Here is a 17986-nt window from a genome sequence, read left to right as displayed (position 1 = left end):
TCTATAATGATAGCTTTTAGATATTTTTTTGAGGTATATTTACAAATGTATAAACCACACTTATATTATAGCTGTATTACTTAAAAAACAATATTTAAGCAATTATAAATAAAGAGAATACTGATGATTGTATATAAGTTTCGTAAAACAAGAGTACCTGTTTTGTTTTTTTTAATGATTGGCCTTATAGTTCAATCCCAAACTAAAACCGAATTTCATAGCTGTGCCCCCAAACGGACTATGGGATGGAATAGCTGGGATTGCTTTGGGCCAACGGTTAAAACAGGTTTGTACAAAATTGTCAAAGTATCTAAATAGCTAATCATATTCTAATAAGCATGAACACTAATTCAAACATCTTCATCAAAAACAAAAAATCTTATAAATTGGTTTTTTTGTTAACTGCCTTGGTTATTCTTGGGCAGGCTAACGCGCAGTCGGTTTCAAAAAAGAAACTGCCAAAGTCAGAACTAAAGAATTCTAAAGCAAAAACAACGTCCTATTTATTTGCCTATTTTACTGGTAATTCAGGTAATGAAGAAGCGATTCGTTTCGCGGTAAGTAATGATGGCTATAATTTTAGAGCATTAAATAATAATCAGCCGGTAATCGATTCTAAGCAGATCAGTTCAACCGGAGGTGTGAGAGATCCGCATATTCTTCGTGGTGAAGATGGTAAAACATTCTATATGGTTGCCACCGATATGACTTCGGACAAAGGCTGGGATTCTAATAGAGCAATGGTTTTATTAAAATCAGATGATTTAATAAACTGGAGTTCAGCGATTATAAATATTCAAAAAAAATATCCAAACCAAGAAAATTTAAAACGCGTTTGGGCACCGCAGACAATATATGATGCAAAAAAAGGCAAATACATGATTTATTGGTCTATGCAGCACGGAAACGATATTGACAAAATTTATTATGCTTACGCCAATGCTGATTTTACCGATTTGGAAACGGAGCCTAAGCAGTTGTTTTTCAGCCCGACAAACGGTGCGTGTATTGACGGTGAAATTATTCTCAAAGACAATAAATATCATTTGTTTTTTAAAACCGAAGGAGCAGGAGCAGGCATAAAAATTGCAGTTTCTGATAAACTTACCGAAGGTTATGTTTTGAATGATAAATATGTACAGCAGACTAAGTATCCTGTGGAAGGAGCTGGAGTTTTTAAACTGAACAATTCGAAAGATTATATCCTTATGTATGATTTATATACCAAAGGTAAATATCAGTTTACAAAAACCAGTGATTTAGAGAATTTCTCAGTAATTGACAATGCCGTTACGATGAATTTTCACCCGCGCCACGGAACGGTTATGCCAATAACGGCAGATGAACTGGCACGTTTGGAAAGCAAATGGGGAAGTGCAGATGATATTTTGAGTTCTCCTGAAGCAAAAGAGATAAAAAAGATAAACATAAAACTTGACGCAGCCACAAAACAAGTTCACCTTCCTGTAAAATGGGGAACAAATTTAGCGTCATTCAATCCTGATTTTACAAAACTTGCCGGTGTTAGTGTTAGTCCAAAAACACCTCAGGATTTTACAAAAGGGCCTGTAAAATATACGGTTGCTATACAAGGAAAGCCGTCAGAAATTTGGTCAGTTACCGCTTCGGTTGCTAATAATGCTGCTTTGAATGGTTTATATGCCGATCCTGATGTAATGTATTCTGAAAAAACTTCTAAATATTATATCTACCCTACAAGTGACGGATTTGACGGCTGGTCTGGAACTTATTTTAAGACATTCTCTTCACCTGATTTGGTAAACTGGACAGATGAAGGAATTATTCTGGATCTCGAAAAAGATGTGACTTGGGCAAAGAAAAATGCATGGGCTCCTTGTATTACAGAGAAAAAAGTTGGAAACACTTATAAATATTATTTTTATTTCACAGCTGGCCAGAAAATTGGTGTGGCTGCAGCCGATAAGCCCGAAGGACCATTTATAGACTCAGGAAAACCTTTGGTAAATAAATTTCCTGAAGGAGTTACAGATGGACAGCAGATAGATCCGGACGTATTTACAGATCCTCAGACAGGGAAAACCTATTTATATTGGGGAAATAATTATATGGCCTGTGCCGAATTGAACGAGGACATGATTTCTATCAAACCCGAATCGGTTAAGGTAATAACTCCGGATAAAACTTTCCGTGAAGGTACTACAGTATTCTTTAGAAATGGCAAATACTACTTTTTATGGTCTGAAGATGACACCCGAAGCGAAAATTACCGAGTGCGTTATGGAATTTCAGATTCCCCATTTGGAAAAATCACTATCCCGGAAAACAATTTAGTTATCGCAAAAAATAAAGAAGCAGGCATATTTGCAACTGGTCATAATTCGATTATTCAAATACCGGGCAAAGATGAGTGGTACATTGTTTACCACCGTTTCAATTATCCAAAAGGAATAACAATGGGAAATTCTGCTGGATTCAATAGGGAAGTCTGTATTGATAAAATGGAGTTTGACAAGAATGGAGCAATATTGCCTGTAACTCCTACTCATGAAGGAATAAAGCCTGTCAAAAAATAAGCTCATCAAGAAAAGACCATCAATCAAAATATACGAATGAATAATTAAAATAAATACATAATGACTATTAAAAAGCTCGCATTACCAATTCTTATTTTTTCCTGCTTATCAGCTTTTAGCCAGATATCGTTTGGGGATTCAAAAAAAATTAATGACAACTGGAAGTTTACGCTGGAGGATGCTTCGGGTGCACAAAACACTTCATACGATGATGCTAAATGGGAATCAGTAAATGTTCCTCATGACTGGAGCGTGGAGGGGAGATTGAGTCCAACTTTGGCGAGCTGTCAAGGTTATCTTCCCGGAGGAATTGGATGGTACAGAAAATCATTGAATATTCCTCAAAATAAGAAAGGCGAAAAAGTCTATTTATATTTTGAAGGTGTGTACAACCGAAGCGAAGTTTTTATTAACGGTCATTCTTTAGGAAAACGCCCTAACGGATATATTTCTTTTGCTTATGATGCGACCCCTTTTGTGAAATATGGAGAAGATAATATCATTGCTGTACGTGTTGATCACAGTAAGAGTGCCGATTCCCGCTGGTATTCAGGATCAGGAATTTATCGTAATGTATGGTTAGTTTATTCAAATCCGGTGCATATTGCACAATGGGGTGTTTATACCTATCCAGAAGTTGCTAATGGAACTGGGACTTTGAATGTTGAAGTAGCTTTGGAAAACGGTTCATCTGCAAAAGCAAATCTTACAGTTGTCAATGAACTTTTAGACAACAGCGGAAAAACAGTTGCCAAAAGTTCTCAAAAAGTGCTTGTTGATGCCAACAAAGAAAACAAAACTGCAGTCAAAATAAATGTAAAAAATCCTCAATTATGGGATTTAGAACACCCAAATCTGTATCAGTTAAAAACAACTGTTCTAAAGGATGGGAAAACAATCGATAAAACAGTTACATCAACAGGTTTTAGAAATTTCACATTCGATGCCAATAAAGGTTTTGCTTTGAATGGTAAATGGATGAAAATGAAAGGAGTTTGTCTGCACCATGACGCTGGAGTTTTAGGATCTGCAGTACCAAGAGAGGTTTTGAAAACCAGATTGATTACTTTAAAAGAAATAGGCGTAAACGCTATTCGTACAAGCCACAATCCTCAGGCACCAGATTTTTATGCTCTTTGTGATGAATTAGGAATCTTAGTTCTTAATGAAGCATATGATGAGTGGGAATTTCCAAAACGTAAATGGTTAACAGGATGGAATGTAGGAACTCCAGGTTTTGAAGGTTCTAATGATATTTTTGTTGAATGGGGTGAGAAAGATTTAGAGGACATGGTACGCCGTGACCGCAATCATCTTTCTGTTTTTGGATGGAGTATTGGTAACGAAGTTGATTATCCAAATGACCCGTATTCACACCCTGTTCTGGATAATGGAAAAGACGGCTTTGGACAAGCCAATTATGGCGGTTACAAAAAAGATGCACCAGATGCAATGCGTCTTGGCGGTATAGCCAAACGTCTTGTAGCAGCTGTGAAAAAATATGATAAATCCCGTCCTACAACAGCAGGCCTTGCAGGTGTTGCAATGTCTAACGAAACAGAATATCCAGGAGCTTTAGATATCACAGGATATAATTACACAGAAAGCAAATATGGTTCGGATCACAAAAAATATCCTAGCAGAGTGATTTTTGGAAGTGAGAATGTTCATGATATGGGACCATGGCTGGCAGTAAAAAATAACGAGCATATATTTGGACAGTTTTTATGGACAGGTATTGATTATTTAGGTGAATCGAATGCTTGGCCATCAAGAGGATTCTATTCTGGATTAGTAGATCTTGCCGGAATTATTAAGCCAAGAGGATATTTCCGTCAGTCATTATGGTCTGAGAAACCAATGATTTATGCAGGAACATACATCAGCAATAATGAAAAAGAACTTTCTAAAGATGCTTGGCCTATCTGGAATAATTACAATGAAGGCCAGATCATTAGAGTGGTTTGTTACACTAACGCAGCCAAAGCCCGCTTAGAATTAAACGGAAAAGTTATTGGTGAAGAAAAGAAATACGACGAAAATACAGGCGTGATTTATTGGGATGTTCCTTTTACTCCGGGTAAATTAGAAGCAATAGGACTTAGCGATGATAACAAGGTTGTAAGCAGATATTCAATTGTTTCTTCTCAGCAGCCGTATGCTTTGGTGGTTAATGAAAAAAATATCACTGTTAATAAAGACGGCGTTGCCAAAGTGATCGTTCAGGTATTGGATGAAAAAGGACTGCCTGTAATACTTTCTGATAATGAAATTACCTGCGCAGTGAGCGGTTCAGGTACTTTATTAGGATTGGAAGCTGGAAATAACAGCGATATGGGTGATTATACTGATAATGTTCAGAGAGCATTTCACGGACATCTTGTTGCTTACATTCAGTCAACAGGAGGCAGTGAGCCTATAAAAGTTAATTTTACCAGCACTTGGTTGAAACCAGCAGAGGTTACTATTCAGGTAAAATAACCAGCAGAATTTTGAATAGTTTTCTAAGAAATTAAAAATAAGTTTCAGTTTTGTTAATTAGTAAAAGCTGTTTCTCATATGAGGAGCAGCTTTTATGTTTTCTAATTGTAAATAGAAATCAAAAACATTCTATTCACTTTATTATATTTGTAATCCATATCATTTAGCCATTATTCAGTTTGAAAAATTACCTGCTTTTTTTTTTACTTACAATAAGTTATTCGGGTTATTCATCGGAGGCTGATTCTATTTTTGATAAGTTAAATGATGCTTTAAAAAATAAATCGAAATATGTTCAAGTAAAGGAGCAGCGCATTCTGAATTTCAAAAAAATTAAATCCGAAGATCTATCGAAGGAACAGGAATACAATTACAACAAAACGTTATATGCTGAATACCAAAAATTCGATTCTGATTCTGCAATTTTATATGTCAAAAAAAATCTTGTAATTGCAGCAGAACTGCAAAATAAAGCTTTTTCGGATTTAGCTAAACTGCAATTGGCCAACCTATATTCTTCATCTGGAAAATACCGTGAATCGGAAGCTATTTTGAAAAGCATCAATAAGAAAACATTGACCAAATCACTGCTTCCAAATTATTATATGGTGTATCGGGAATTTTTCGAGCATTATAACGCAAATAGCAGAAGCAGAGAATATATTGAACAAATAGGAAAATATAGAGACTCTTTGTTAGGGGTATTAAATCCTCGAACATTGGAGTTTAAAATTAACCAGGCACAGAAAAATGTTTTCAATAAAAAATATACTCTTGCCCTAAAACAATTATCGGTTTTATTAGAAAATACAAAAGAGGAAGATTCGCAGTACGCGATGATTACGTACCTTTTTGGTAAAATTTATGAAACTACGAAGCAGTTAGAACTAAGGAAAAAATATTATGCGCTTTCTGCTGCTGCAGATATTAAAAATGCTATAAAAGACAATGCTTCACTTCAGGAATTGGCATTGGTTTTTTACGAAATTGGCGATGTTGATATGGCTTATAAGCTCACTCAGTCGGCAATTGAAGACGCACTTTACTGCAATGTTCAGTTTCGAACACTGTTAATGTCTGAAATTTATTCGATTATAAATACCGCTTATTTAGAAAGAGAAGCCCAAAGAAAAAGCGAATTGCAGATATACCTTTTGTGCATTAGTTTACTTTCGGTGTTTCTGATCTTGGCTGTGATTTATGTTTCTCGACAAATGAAAAAAGTATCCAGAATTCGTGGAGAACTTTTTGCGACAAGCCAAAAATTAGCCGAGTTAAACAAGGATATTACAGAAACAAACAGCCAGCTGCAGGAACGAAATGCCCAATTATCTGAATCCAATCATATTAAAGAAGAATATATTGCACATTTTTTCAGTCTGTGCTCCAGTTATATCAATAAATTAGAAAATTACCGTGTTATTCTAAACAAAAAAGCAGCACTCAAACAGTTTGATGAAATTTTCAAGATGCTGAAATCGACTACTCTGGTTGAAAAAGAACTGGAAGAACTGTATGAGAACTTTGATGTAATTTTTCTAAATCTGTATCCGACTTTTGTAAAAGACTTTAATGCATTACTCATCAGTGAAGAACAGGTTGTATTGAAGCAGGGAGAATTGCTGAATACTGAACTCCGCATCTTTGCATTAATCCGTCTTGGGATAACAGACAGCGTAAAAATCGCAGCATTTCTTCGTTACTCTTTAAGCACGATTTATAACTATCGGACCAAAGCCCGGAATAAAGCCGCTGTCTCTCGAAATGATTTTGAGGAAAGAGTTATGAAAATTGGATTATTACCTTCGAAAGGCTGATTTTCATTGTAAAAGCACTACTTTTTTTAATCTTATTTTTGTTTTAATCATTTGTTTTTCAGCGTTTTGATTTTTTATTTCACTACTTTTTTTGTTTAAAAATCCTACACATACTATTACGTTTTAGTTTTACAATATTATTAGGAAATGCTAAAATGTCCTGATAGTATTTTAATGATTTAATAAATTATGTGGTATGTTTAAAAATGTTAAAACGATTGTTTTTTTACTATTATTAGGTTCATTCGGAGTGAATGCACAAAATAAAGTTCCAGTTTATCTTGACGATAAAAAACCTATTAATGAACGTGTAGAAGATGCACTTTCTAAAATGACAACTGAAGAAAAAATTGCGATGATTCATGCGCAGTCAAAATTCAGTTCGCCAGGTGTTCCGCGTCTGGGAATTCCAGAAAACTGGATGACTGACGGACCGCATGGAATTCGTACCGAAGTAAAATGGGACGAATGGGATCAGGCAGGCTGGACAAATGATTCGTGTATTGCATTTCCTGCACTTACTGCTTTATCTGCCACATGGAATAAGGAAATGGCTTCTTTATATGGAAAATCAATTGGTGAGGAAGCACGTTTCCGAAATAAAAATGTATTGTTAGGACCAGGCGTAAATATTTATAGAACACCATTAAACGGCCGTAACTTCGAATATATGGGCGAAGATCCTTTTCTTACTTCAAAAATGGTTGTGCCTTATATTAAAGGGGTGCAGTCAAACGGAGTTGCAGCCTGCGTAAAACATTTTGCTTTAAATAATCAGGAGACAAACCGCAATGCCGTAAACGTAAATGTTGATGACCGTGCGCTGTATGAAATTTATCTGCCGGCATTTAAAGCAGCTGTTCAGGAAGGTGATGCTTGGGCTATTATGGGATCGTACAACAGATACAAAGGGCAGCACTGCTGTCATAATGAGTTTTTGTTAAATAATATTCTCCGCGGCGAATGGGGATTCAAAGGAGTTGTAATCTCAGACTGGGGAGGAGTTCACGATACCAATCAAGCGATTCATAATGGTCTGGATATGGAATTTGGTTCTTGGACTAATGGACTTTCATGGGGAACAAGCAATGCGTATGATAACTATTATCTGGCAAAACCATATTCAACGATGATTGCTAAAGGGGAAATCGGAACAAAAGAATTAGATGAAAAAGTGCGCCGTATTCTGCGTTTATCGTTCTTGACTACGATGAATAGAGAAAGACCTTTTGGATCATTTGGAACAAAAGAACATGCCGAGGCTGGTTTAAAAATCGCTGAAGAAGGAATTGTACTGCTTCAGAACAAAAATAATATTCTGCCGATTGACTTGAATAAAACCAAGAAAATTGCTGTCATTGGAGAAAATGCGATCAAGATGATGACTGTTGGCGGAGGAAGTTCTTCGCTTAAAGCAAAATACGAAGTATTGCCTCTTGACGGATTAAAGAAGAGAATTGGCAGCCAGGCAGCAATTGTTTACGCTCGCGGCTACGTAGGAGATCCGACTAGTAAGTATAATGGAGTTGCTGCAAAAGTTAGTTTAGAAGACAAACGTTCTCCAGCAGAATTAACCGCCGAAGCTTTAAAAGCGGCGAAAGATGCTGATGTAGTTTTATTTTTCGGAGGCTTGAATAAAAGCGATCATCAGGACGCCGAAGGAGAGGATCGTAAAGGCTTAGAACTGCCATACAATCAGGATAAACTAATCAGTGAATTGGTTAAGGTAAATAAAAATGTGGTTTTTGTAAATATTTCGGGAAATGCGGTGGCTATGCCATGGGTAAATGAAGTTCCCGGAATTGTGCAGGGATGGTTTTTAGGAACTGAGGCAGGTACAGCTTTGGCTAAAGTTCTGGCTGGAGATGTGAATCCATCTGGAAAGCTGACATTTACTTTCCCGGTTAAATTAAATGATAACGGAGCACATGCTTTAGGACAATTCCCAGGCGGTGACGAAGTAACTTATAAAGAAGGAATTTTTGTCGGGTACCGCTGGGCTGAAAAGCAAAAGATAAAACCATTGTTCCCTTTTGGCCACGGCTTAAGTTACACGACTTTTGAGTATGGTAAAGTAACTGCAGATAAAAAGCAATTGTCAAGCGGAGACCAGATTACATTTTCGGTTAAAGTAAAAAATACAGGAAACCGCGATGGGGCTGAAATTGTTCAGCTTTATATCAGTGATTTAAAATCGTCTTTGGTTCGTCCGATAAAAGAATTAAAAGGTTTTGAGAAAATTTCGCTTAAAGCGGGCGAAGAAAAAACGGTAACTTTTACTGTTGACAAAACTGCCCTAAGTTTCTTTGACGATAAAAAACACGAGTGGGTTGCCGAGCCTGGAGCTTTTGAAGCTTTAATTGGAGCATCATCTGCAGATATAAAATCTAAAGTGAGTTTTTCACTTCAATAGATTCATTTATTTCTAAGGTGGTTGGTTGCAAAGCTGTAATTGTAAAAGTTGCAGCTTTTTAAAATTAAATTTTTATTTTTTACCATTAAGGTATTAAGTATCATTAAGTCATAAAGGCTTTATTTCCTTAATCTCTTAATGGTTTAAAAAGAAAACACTTTTATTGTTTTAAAATTTAAATAACATGAAAAAAATAGTATTATTTGCAGTTGTCTGTTTGTCATTGCAAAATCTTTCTGCTCAAAGTTTAAACAAAATGCAATGGTTTAACGAACCTGAAAAGTGGGAAATAAAAAACAATGCATTGATTATGAATGTTACTGCCAACAGTGATTACTGGCGGATTTCACATTATGGATTTACCGTTGATGATGCCCCTTTTTATTATGCAGATTATGGTGGAGAGTTTGAAGCAAAAGTGAAATTAACAGGAGATTATAAAGCTCGTTTTGATCAAATGGGATTAATGATTCGGGTTGATGAAAAAAACTATATTAAAACCGGAGTTGAATTTGTAGACGGAAAATTTAACATCAGTACTGTCGTAACGCATGATAAAAGCGATTGGAGCGTAACAGCTCTGGAAAAAGCACCGCCTTTTGTTTGGATTAAAGTCGTAAGAAGATTAGATGCTGTTGAAGTCTTTTTTTCGTATGACGATAAAACATATATCATGACGAGAAATTCTCCGTTACAAGATAACAAGCCTGTAATGGTCGGTTTAATGGCAGCTTCACCCGACGGAAAAGGTTTTGAAGCCAAGTTCGAAAACTTCTCTGTAAAACATTTGCCAGACCAGCGCAGGACGGAATGGCTTAAAAATCACCAAGAGTAATTTTAATTATTGATTGTTAATGATATAATGAAATGTTTGTATTTTGCAGTTACCATTAATCATTAACAATCAATTATCAACAATCAACTATTTTATGACAGATATTAAACCCAAAAAACATTATGAAATTCTAGACGGTTTACGTGGAGTAGCCGCAATTTTAGTCGTTGCTTTTCATATTTTTGAAGCGTTTAACGGCGGAAACCGTTTCAAACAGATTATCAATCATGGCTATCTGGCTGTGGATTTCTTTTTTCTTTTATCAGGATTTGTTGTTGCGTATGCATACGATGACCGCTGGGGAAAAATGACACAATGGGAGTTTTATAAACGGCGTTTGATCCGCTTGCAGCCGATGGTTATTATGGGAATGATTATCGGAGCCATTTTCTATTATTTTCAGGCTTCGGATATTTTGTTCCCGATGATTGCCAAAATGGAAGTCTGGAAATTGATTCTGACGATGGTTATTGGTTTCACATTGCTTCCAATTCCGCCGTCTCTGGAGATCAGGGGCTGGGGCGAAATGCATCCGCTGGATGGTCCTGCGTGGTCGCTGTTTTTTGAATATATAGCCAATATTTTATACGCATTAATTTTTAGAAAATTCTCTAACAAAGTGCTTTCTGTTTTTGTTTTGATTTTTGCCGGAATACTTGTCAATTATACTGTTTTTGGTCCAAAAGGCGATGTAATCGGCGGATGGTCATTGAATTTAGAACAGATGAATATTGGGTTTACCCGTTTGTTGTATCCGTTTTTTGCAGGAATTCTGCTTTCCCGTTTAGGAAAACTAATTCATGTAAAGGGGGCTTTCTGGGTCTGCAGTTTATTGATTGCAATTGGTCTTAGTGTGCCAAGAATTGGAGACGAAAACAGTTTATGGATGAATGGATTATATGAATCTTTCTGTATTATTCTTGTTTTTCCTCTAATTGTTTCAATTGGTGCAGGAGGCGAAATTAAAAACCCGTTTTCCCTTAAAATATGCAAGCTGTTAGGAGATATTTCATATCCAATTTATATCACGCATTATCCGCTCGTTTATTGGTATACCGCTTGGGTTGTAGACAATAAAGTTTCGCTGGAAAATGGTTATGTATTAGGTATAGGAGTTTTAATTGCCAGTATTCTAATAGCTTATTTGTGTTTGAAATTATACGATGAACCTGTACGCAATTGGCTTCAGAACAAATTTCAAAAGAAGAAACCTGTTGCAGTAGAATAAATGGATGCAGATATAATTTAAAAACAAATAGCCTTTGATTTCAAAGGCTATTTGTTTTTAATGACGTAACTCGCAATTGGCAAGGACTGGACTATTTTATTTTAGGCTTTGAGCCCATATAGAAGGTTATTTTGGAACCATTAGTTATATCAGCATGATTGATAGATAAACTATGGATAAGCTGTCCGTTCAAAAGCACTTTTTGAACATAGACATTTTTGGCACTTTGATTAATGGCTTCAACTGTAAAAGTTTTACCGTTATCCAATGTGAGTTCTGCTTTATTCACAAGAGGCGATCCCAATGCATATTGATCAGATCCCGGAGCAACAGGATAGAATCCCAGTGAAGAGAAAATATACCAGGCACTCATTTGTCCGCAATCGTCATTTCCGCCCAATCCATCGGGAGCTGGTTTGTACTGCATATTTAAAATTTTTCGGACCTGCGCTTGTGTTTTCCAAGGCTGGTCTGTCCAATTATAAAAATAAGCAACGTGGTGCGCAGGCTCATTGCCATGAACGTACCCGCCAATGATTCCTTCTCGGGTAATATCTTCTGTTTCGGCAAAAAACGAATCAGGTAAATGCATTGTAAATAAAGTGTCTAATCGAGAAGCAAACAGTTTTTTTCCGCCCATTAAATTAATTAAGGCTTCTGGATTATGCGGTGCAAAAAAGCTGTAATTCCAGCTGTTGCCTTCAATAAATCCCTGACCATTGGTACTCAAAGCATCAAATTCTTTTTTGAAAGTACCGTCTGCCAGTTTAGGCTGCATAAAACCGGTTTTTGATTCAAAATTATTTTTCCAGTTTTCAGAGCGTTTTATAAACTCGTTGTAAATTTCAGGCTGATTCAGTTTTTTGGCTAGCTGGGCGATGCACCAGTCATCGTATGCATATTCCAAAGTATTTGATACCGAGACACCGCTTTTTTCGGCAGGAATATATCCTAAGTCCATATAATAGCCAATACCTTCATAATCCCGATGTTTTGCAGTAGTAACGCAGGCTTGTAAAGCTTCATTTGGATCTCCGTTATAAACTCCTTTTATAACCGCATCGGCAATTACAGATACACTGTGATAACCGCTCATACACCAGTTATCATTGGCATAATGTGACCAGATAGGCAGCATGTGAAGACTGCTTTGGGCATAATGTGCCAGCATTGATTTTACCATATCATTGTTTCGCGAAGGCTGAATAATATTGAAAAAAGGATGCAGTGCTCTATAAGTATCCCACAGTGAAAAAGTGCTGTAATTGGTAAAACCGTCAGTTTTATGCGTGCCTTGATCCAGGCCTTTATATTCACCGTTTACATCAGTATAAACTGTAGGATTTATAAAAGTATGATACATGGCGGTATAAAAATTAACTTTGACATCATCGGGAGCAGTGATTTTAATTTTATTCAGTTCTTTGTTCCAAATGGCTTGTGCTTGGGTTTTTACTTTTTCGAAATCCCAGTCTTTTATTTCTGCCTTCATATTTTGCAGCGCGTTTTCCTGGCTTACTGGAGATATTGCAAATTTTATTTTAATTTTTTCAGCTTCATTGGTTTTAAAATCAAAATACATTCTGATTTGTTTTCCGGCTATTTCAGGGAAGTTTTTATTCTGATCAAATTTTCCCCAAAAACCTCTGTACGCTTGTTTGGCCTCATAATTCTTCTGACCGTATTGAGTGAAAGGTTTGGAAAAAGCCATAGCAAAATAAACGGTTTTTGTTCTTGCCCAACCGTTCGTCTGCCTGTAGCCTGTAACCAGAGTGTCGTTTACAACTCTAACATACGTCCAGACATTTTTATCATTATAATTATAAATTCCAGCCATTAAATCCAATATAATATGGCTTTCATCTGATTTTTGGAAAGTATACTGATGCATGCCAACTCGGGTTGTGGCGGTTATTTCGGCTAAAATATTTTCATCGTCTAATTTTACTTTATAATAGCCGGCTTCGGCAGTTTCATTAGCATGAGAAAATCCCGAACGGTAGCCATTTTTGGGGTTAGAAGCTGTTCCTGGATTTAACTGCAGTTTTCCCTGCGTTGGCATTATCAAAAAATCACCAAGATCCGAATGTCCGGTTCCGCTTAAATGTGTGTGGCTAAAACCGACTATGGTCTTATCTTCATAGCGGTATCCGGCACAGTATTTATAAACTTCGCCGTTGTATTTTCCATTCAATTCATAAGAGATTGTATCGGTTTCCGGGCTGAGCTGAATGGCTCCAAATGGTACTGTTGCACCGGGATAAGTGTGTCCCATTTTTTCAGTGCCGATAATTGGTTTTACATATTGAACCAGATTCTGCTGTGCATTGGTATGAAAGAAACTTAAGAATATGACAGAGAGAAAGAATTTTTTCATTGGATACTTATTGATAGATAAGAAAATACTTTTAAGCGTAAAAATAAAGAATAATTTTCTTTGCTGATTATTATTTTAGTTAAGCTTAAAGTGGTCATGAATAACTTCAAAGTGATTTCAATTGGCGTTAAATTCTGTCATGATTTGTTCTGAAGCATTTATTATAGCAATTTGTCAGTTTTATATCTATCTTTAGATTTTATGAATATTGAATTTTTAGGGATTAATTGATTTTCTTCAAAAAATAGTAAACAATAAATAAATATGATTTTTCAAAAGAATTATTTTCAAAGAATTGGGCTGTATGTGTTTTTATTTCTTTTTTCGAATTTAATAAATGCACAAAAGCAGTTTAAAGTTTTATTAATAACCGAAACAGCCGGCTGGTATCATGAATCGATTGAAGCGGGTGTTGTTGCAATTAATGAATTAGCGGCAACGCATAATTTTGAAGTTAACCGGCAGCAAAATTCAGAAAAGATCACGGAGAATAAATTAAAGAACTATGATGCTGTAATTTTTTTGAGCACAACTTATAATATTTTTGATGAAAGTGAAAAAACTGCATTTCAAAAATTTATTCAGTCTGGTAAAGGATTTGTTGGAATACACGCCGCATCCGATACAGAATACGATTGGGAATGGTATACCAAGCTTGTTGGAAGAATGTTTTACATACACCCAAGACAGCAGACTGCAAAACTTGTCATATTGAATCATGATTTTCCCGGATTGGAAAGTTTTCCAAAGTCTCTTTTATGGACAGATGAATGGTACGAATTTGGTCCGGAAAAAGTATCAGAGCTTAAATATCTAATTGCTGTTGATGAAAAAACATATGATCCTGCTGTAGTTTGGAAAAGAGGTTCAAATGATCTGGTTGGAAAAGGAATGGGTAATTTCCACCCCATTTCATGGTATCATGAATTTGATGGCGGGAGATCATTCTATACTGCTTTGGGACATATAGATAATGTATATAAAAATCATTGGTTTTTAGAGCATTTGTATGGCGGAATTTACTACGCAGCTACTGGAAAAGGATTATAGAAATAGAATTAAAAAAGGCTGTCCTTACTTTTAGACTGCCTCTTTTTTTGTTTCTCATTTTGAGATAAAAAAAAACAAAGCATACTATATATCTTTAATGATTTATATATTAGCATACAATATCTTTTTATGTTTATCAGCCTTGTGCTTTTTTGTGATAGATAAGCTTGGTTCTTTTTAGGTGTATAAATAAAAATGGCAGTAAAGAAAAGAAAATATCGTAATAAAAAGAACATGATGAAAATTATTCAAAAGGAAAGCTATTTCGAATATGTCAATAAGGTTTTAAAAACTTTTTTTACTAGTTCAACTAGTCTAATTTATACCAGCTTAGTATTTCTTGTAATTGCTGTTTATTGGTACGAAGATGGATTTGAAAAAATGCTTAGAGTTTTCTTTCTGTTGATAAATGCATCGTCAATAATGTTTTTTTTAGGAGAAATTTTAGCTTCAATAATTTCAAAAGAAATTAACAAATACAATGTGATTAGTCAATTGATCGTAATTTTAATTTTGACTTTTATAAGTTTTTTTTTCTACGATGAAAATTTCAGATATTGGTCATTTACTTTAGGTCTAATACTATTCATTCCAATAATTCTAAATACTGCGTTTATCAAAATCCGAATATGGCTAAATTTATAAATGGGAATCACTATTTCCAACAGCTGCAACAGATTTAAGCAATACTTTAACGGAAAGCTGTTTTTGCATATGAAATGTTTTTGTAAATCGAATAATGAGCTTAATTTAATCCCAACTCCATTAGAATAGGGGCTGATCAATAGACAATGTTAAAAAACCTAAATGAAAAGCACAATAATTTTTACGGTTATATTTCTAAATACTCTACTAAGTTATGGACAAAAACAACATCTGGAACCTGCCACATTTTATGTCGGCGGAGGCTTAGAAAATTATTATAGAAACTTAAACACATTATGTTATGAAGGTATGTCTGGTTATCCATATGCTAGATTTATTGCTATCCCTTCATTTTCAAAAGAGTATGTGTTTTCAATCGAAAAAAACAATAAAGAATATTTTGTAATTTCCATTACATTAACTGAAAGCTATTGGCGGGCTAAAAAGAAAGACAGCGTAAAGTTTGAAAGTAAAAAAAATAAAATAGATGAAAATATTTACACAAAAATTGGTTGTTTATTTCAGCTGTTAGCAAGACAAACAAAAAGTTATAGTGATGAATATCATGGTTTAGATGGCGAATCATATTATTTTTTAATTACTGATAATAATGGAGAGATCAAAATTGGAAAAACTTGGTCACCTGATGATAATTCTCTTATGGGAAGATTAATAAAAATATCAAATGATTTATATTCATTTGGGAATGGAAATAAAGTTTCAATAGCTGAAATTAACAACGAAATTGACAAATTAATAATTGATTTCGAAAAATAGGTATTCCTGATAAATGTTGTTGCAACGGTTTTGGATAACTGACTCATATTTCTTATCAAATGGTAATTGTAATCTCTTCTATGTTTTTGTCCTTTGTAAAAAAAACATAGGAACGATGAATAACAAAAGAATTTTACTCACAGGGATTACAGGATTTTTGGGTTCCCACACCGCTATTCAGCTTTTAAACAAAGGGTATGAAGTAGTAGGAACTCTGCAAAGCAAAGACCGGATAAATTCCATTCGGGAAATTATTGGCAAAAAAACGGCGAATATTGACAAACTGACTTTTGCAGTAGCGAATCTTAATGACAGTGCTATTTGGTTCGAACTGACTAAAAATATTGATTGTGTGCATCATATCGCATCGCCTTTTCCGAGAGAACTTCCCAAACACGAAAACGACTTGATTATTCCCGCAAAACAGGGAACGCTGAATGTTTTGAAAGCTGCAAGTGCCAATAATGTAAAACGGGTGGTTATGGTTTCGTCAATTGCTGCCATAGTTTACGGAAAGTCAAGAGAAGAACTGAATAAAGTCTTTGACGAAAACGACTGGACAGATGAAACCTGCAGTAATGACACTACGCCTTATTTTAAAAGTAAAGCAATTGCCGAAAAAGCGGCTTGGGAATTTATAAGACAAAACAGCACAAATCTGGAATTGGTAACGGTTTGTCCCGGAGCTATTTTAGGGCCTGTTTTGGAAAATGATTTTGGAACCTCGGCAAATATCGTCATTAAAATTTTAGACGGAAGTTCGCCGGCCCTGCCAAAAATTGGGTTTGATATTATAGATGTCCGTTCGGCAGCAGATTTGCTGATCAAAGCGATGGAAAAGCCACAGGCTGCAGGAAACCGTTATATTGCTTCTTCGGGTTATATGACATTCAAGGAAGTGGCTATGATATTAAAAGAGCAGTATCCCGGCAAAAAAATCCCTACAGCTGAACTTCCCAATTTTGCAGCACGATTATTTTCTATCTTTGAAAAATCACTGAAACCAATCTTAATTGAATTGGGAATAAAAAGAAAAACGGAAATCACCAAAGCACAGAAAGAACTTCAGTGGCAGCCTTTGTCATCGAAAGCGGCTGTACTGGCCTGTGCAGAAAGTGTTTTTGAAAACGGAATATTAACATAAATGGAAAAATTAAAATCGGTTTTGGGTTTTGGCGGTATTCTTTCGGCTGAAGACATTGATTATATCGTATCAAATTACAAAAGCAGAGCACTGAAAGCCGGAGAACATTTTCAGGAGTTTCATAAAATTTGCAATGAAATAGCTTTTATCGAAAACGGAATTGTAAGAGTGTATGCAGCTGATAAAAACGGCAATGAAGTGACTAAATATTTCGTAAGAGAGAATCAGTTTTTTGTCGATTTAGAAAGTTATTATACTGCAAAACCTTCTACAGACGCTTTTCAGGCGATGACGGATTGTGAAACCTATACCATTTCCAAATCGGTTCTTGAAAAACTGTGTGATGAGGTTCCTAATCTGTTTATTTTTATAAAAAGCCTGACCGAAACTGCTTTGCTCAATAAAATCAAGGACAATGATTTTTTGAATTTTGGCGATGCAAAAACAAAATATCTTGAATTTGTCAGACGTTATCCCGCATTGGCACGGCAGGTACCGCAGCAGTATATTGCCTCCTATTTGAAAATCACGCCACAGTCACTAAGCCGGTTGCGGAAAGAACTTGTAAAGGGGAACAATCGGTAATTCTGATCTATATCATAATTATTTTGAACTATAAACTTCTTAAGAAATTAAGGAGTTTTTTAATGGTAATAACTTCAAA

Annotated in this window: 11 protein-coding genes; 10 read left to right on the top strand and 1 reads right to left on the bottom strand. The window is 35.4% G+C overall.

All coding sequences use genetic code 11. The features are described from left to right. Positions 1-338: 338 nt before the first annotated feature. From IRZ80_RS08065 to IRZ80_RS08040, 6 genes are all read left to right on the top strand, one after another. A complete protein-coding gene (locus IRZ80_RS08065; RefSeq protein ID WP_194641044.1) occupies positions 339-2555 on the top strand; it encodes a family 43 glycosylhydrolase in 2217 nt (738 codons plus the stop codon). Between the two features lie 60 nt (positions 2556-2615). Next, positions 2616-5036: a sugar-binding domain-containing protein gene (locus IRZ80_RS08060; protein WP_194641043.1), complete on the top strand. Its 2421-nt coding sequence runs from the start codon at positions 2616-2618 to the stop codon at positions 5034-5036. A gap of 179 nt (positions 5037-5215) precedes the next feature. Next, positions 5216-6853 (top strand): DUF6377 domain-containing protein, encoded by a 1638-nt coding sequence (locus tag IRZ80_RS08055; RefSeq protein ID WP_194641042.1) that lies wholly within the window; start codon positions 5216-5218, stop codon positions 6851-6853. A gap of 196 nt (positions 6854-7049) precedes the next feature. Next, complete coding sequence (locus IRZ80_RS08050) at positions 7050-9266, top strand: glycoside hydrolase family 3 C-terminal domain-containing protein (protein ID WP_194641041.1); 2217 nt, start codon at positions 7050-7052, stop codon at positions 9264-9266. A gap of 184 nt (positions 9267-9450) precedes the next feature. Beyond that, complete coding sequence (locus tag IRZ80_RS08045; protein ID WP_194641040.1) at positions 9451-10101, top strand: DUF1349 domain-containing protein; 651 nt, start codon at positions 9451-9453, stop codon at positions 10099-10101. Positions 10102-10195: 94 nt separating this feature from the next. After that, positions 10196-11329 (top strand): acyltransferase family protein, encoded by a 1134-nt coding sequence (locus IRZ80_RS08040; protein ID WP_194641039.1) that lies wholly within the window; start codon positions 10196-10198, stop codon positions 11327-11329. A 91-nt stretch (positions 11330-11420) separates the two neighbouring features. On the opposite strand, the gene IRZ80_RS08035 is transcribed toward IRZ80_RS08040, so the two are convergent. Then, positions 11421-13706 (bottom strand): GH92 family glycosyl hydrolase, encoded by a 2286-nt coding sequence (locus tag IRZ80_RS08035; protein ID WP_194641038.1) that lies wholly within the window; start codon positions 13704-13706, stop codon positions 11421-11423. A 264-nt stretch (positions 13707-13970) separates the two neighbouring features. Between IRZ80_RS08035 and IRZ80_RS08030 the strand changes: the two genes are divergently transcribed. The 4 genes from IRZ80_RS08030 (at position 13971) to IRZ80_RS08015 (ending at position 17907) form a co-directional block, all read left to right on the top strand. Then, positions 13971-14756, top strand: coding sequence for a ThuA domain-containing protein (locus IRZ80_RS08030; protein ID WP_194641037.1), 786 nt, complete (start codon positions 13971-13973; stop codon positions 14754-14756). 807 nt (positions 14757-15563) lie between these two features. After that, on the top strand, positions 15564-16178 hold the full coding sequence (locus tag IRZ80_RS08025; RefSeq protein WP_194641036.1) for a hypothetical protein: 615 nt from the start codon (positions 15564-15566) through the stop codon (positions 16176-16178). A gap of 115 nt (positions 16179-16293) precedes the next feature. Further along, positions 16294-17322, top strand: a complete 1029-nt coding sequence (locus tag IRZ80_RS08020; RefSeq protein ID WP_194641035.1) for an SDR family oxidoreductase — start codon at positions 16294-16296, stop codon at positions 17320-17322. Beyond that, complete coding sequence (locus IRZ80_RS08015) at positions 17323-17907, top strand: Crp/Fnr family transcriptional regulator (RefSeq protein WP_194641034.1); 585 nt, start codon at positions 17323-17325, stop codon at positions 17905-17907. It abuts the gene before it with no gap. Positions 17908-17986: the final 79 nt, after the last annotated feature.

The sequence above is a fragment of the Flavobacterium sp. HJJ genome, assembly GCF_015351475.1.
Lineage (GTDB): Bacteria > Bacteroidota > Bacteroidia > Flavobacteriales > Flavobacteriaceae > Flavobacterium > Flavobacterium marginilacus.
The sequence above is the reverse complement of the archived record's forward strand: the minus strand, read 5'-3'. Positions and strand labels throughout refer to the sequence as shown.

Bases quoted from the DNA above. Each gene is read 5' to 3' on its own strand.
- IRZ80_RS08065 (WP_194641044.1), top strand. From the start codon at position 339: ATGAACACTAATTCAAACATCTTCATCAAAAACAAAAAATCTTATAAA.
- IRZ80_RS08060 (WP_194641043.1), top strand. From the start codon at position 2,616: ATGACTATTAAAAAGCTCGCATTACCAATTCTTATTTTTTCCTGCTTA.
- IRZ80_RS08050 (WP_194641041.1), top strand. From the start codon at position 7,050: ATGTTTAAAAATGTTAAAACGATTGTTTTTTTACTATTATTAGGTTCA.
- IRZ80_RS08045 (WP_194641040.1), top strand. From the start codon at position 9,451: ATGAAAAAAATAGTATTATTTGCAGTTGTCTGTTTGTCATTGCAAAAT.
- IRZ80_RS08040 (WP_194641039.1), top strand. From the start codon at position 10,196: ATGACAGATATTAAACCCAAAAAACATTATGAAATTCTAGACGGTTTA.
- IRZ80_RS08035 (WP_194641038.1), bottom strand. From the start codon at position 13,706: ATGAAAAAATTCTTTCTCTCTGTCATATTCTTAAGTTTCTTTCATACC.
- IRZ80_RS08030 (WP_194641037.1), top strand. From the start codon at position 13,971: ATGATTTTTCAAAAGAATTATTTTCAAAGAATTGGGCTGTATGTGTTT.
- IRZ80_RS08025 (WP_194641036.1), top strand. From the start codon at position 15,564: ATGAAAAGCACAATAATTTTTACGGTTATATTTCTAAATACTCTACTA.
- IRZ80_RS08020 (WP_194641035.1), top strand. From the start codon at position 16,294: ATGAATAACAAAAGAATTTTACTCACAGGGATTACAGGATTTTTGGGT.
- IRZ80_RS08015 (WP_194641034.1), top strand. From the start codon at position 17,323: ATGGAAAAATTAAAATCGGTTTTGGGTTTTGGCGGTATTCTTTCGGCT.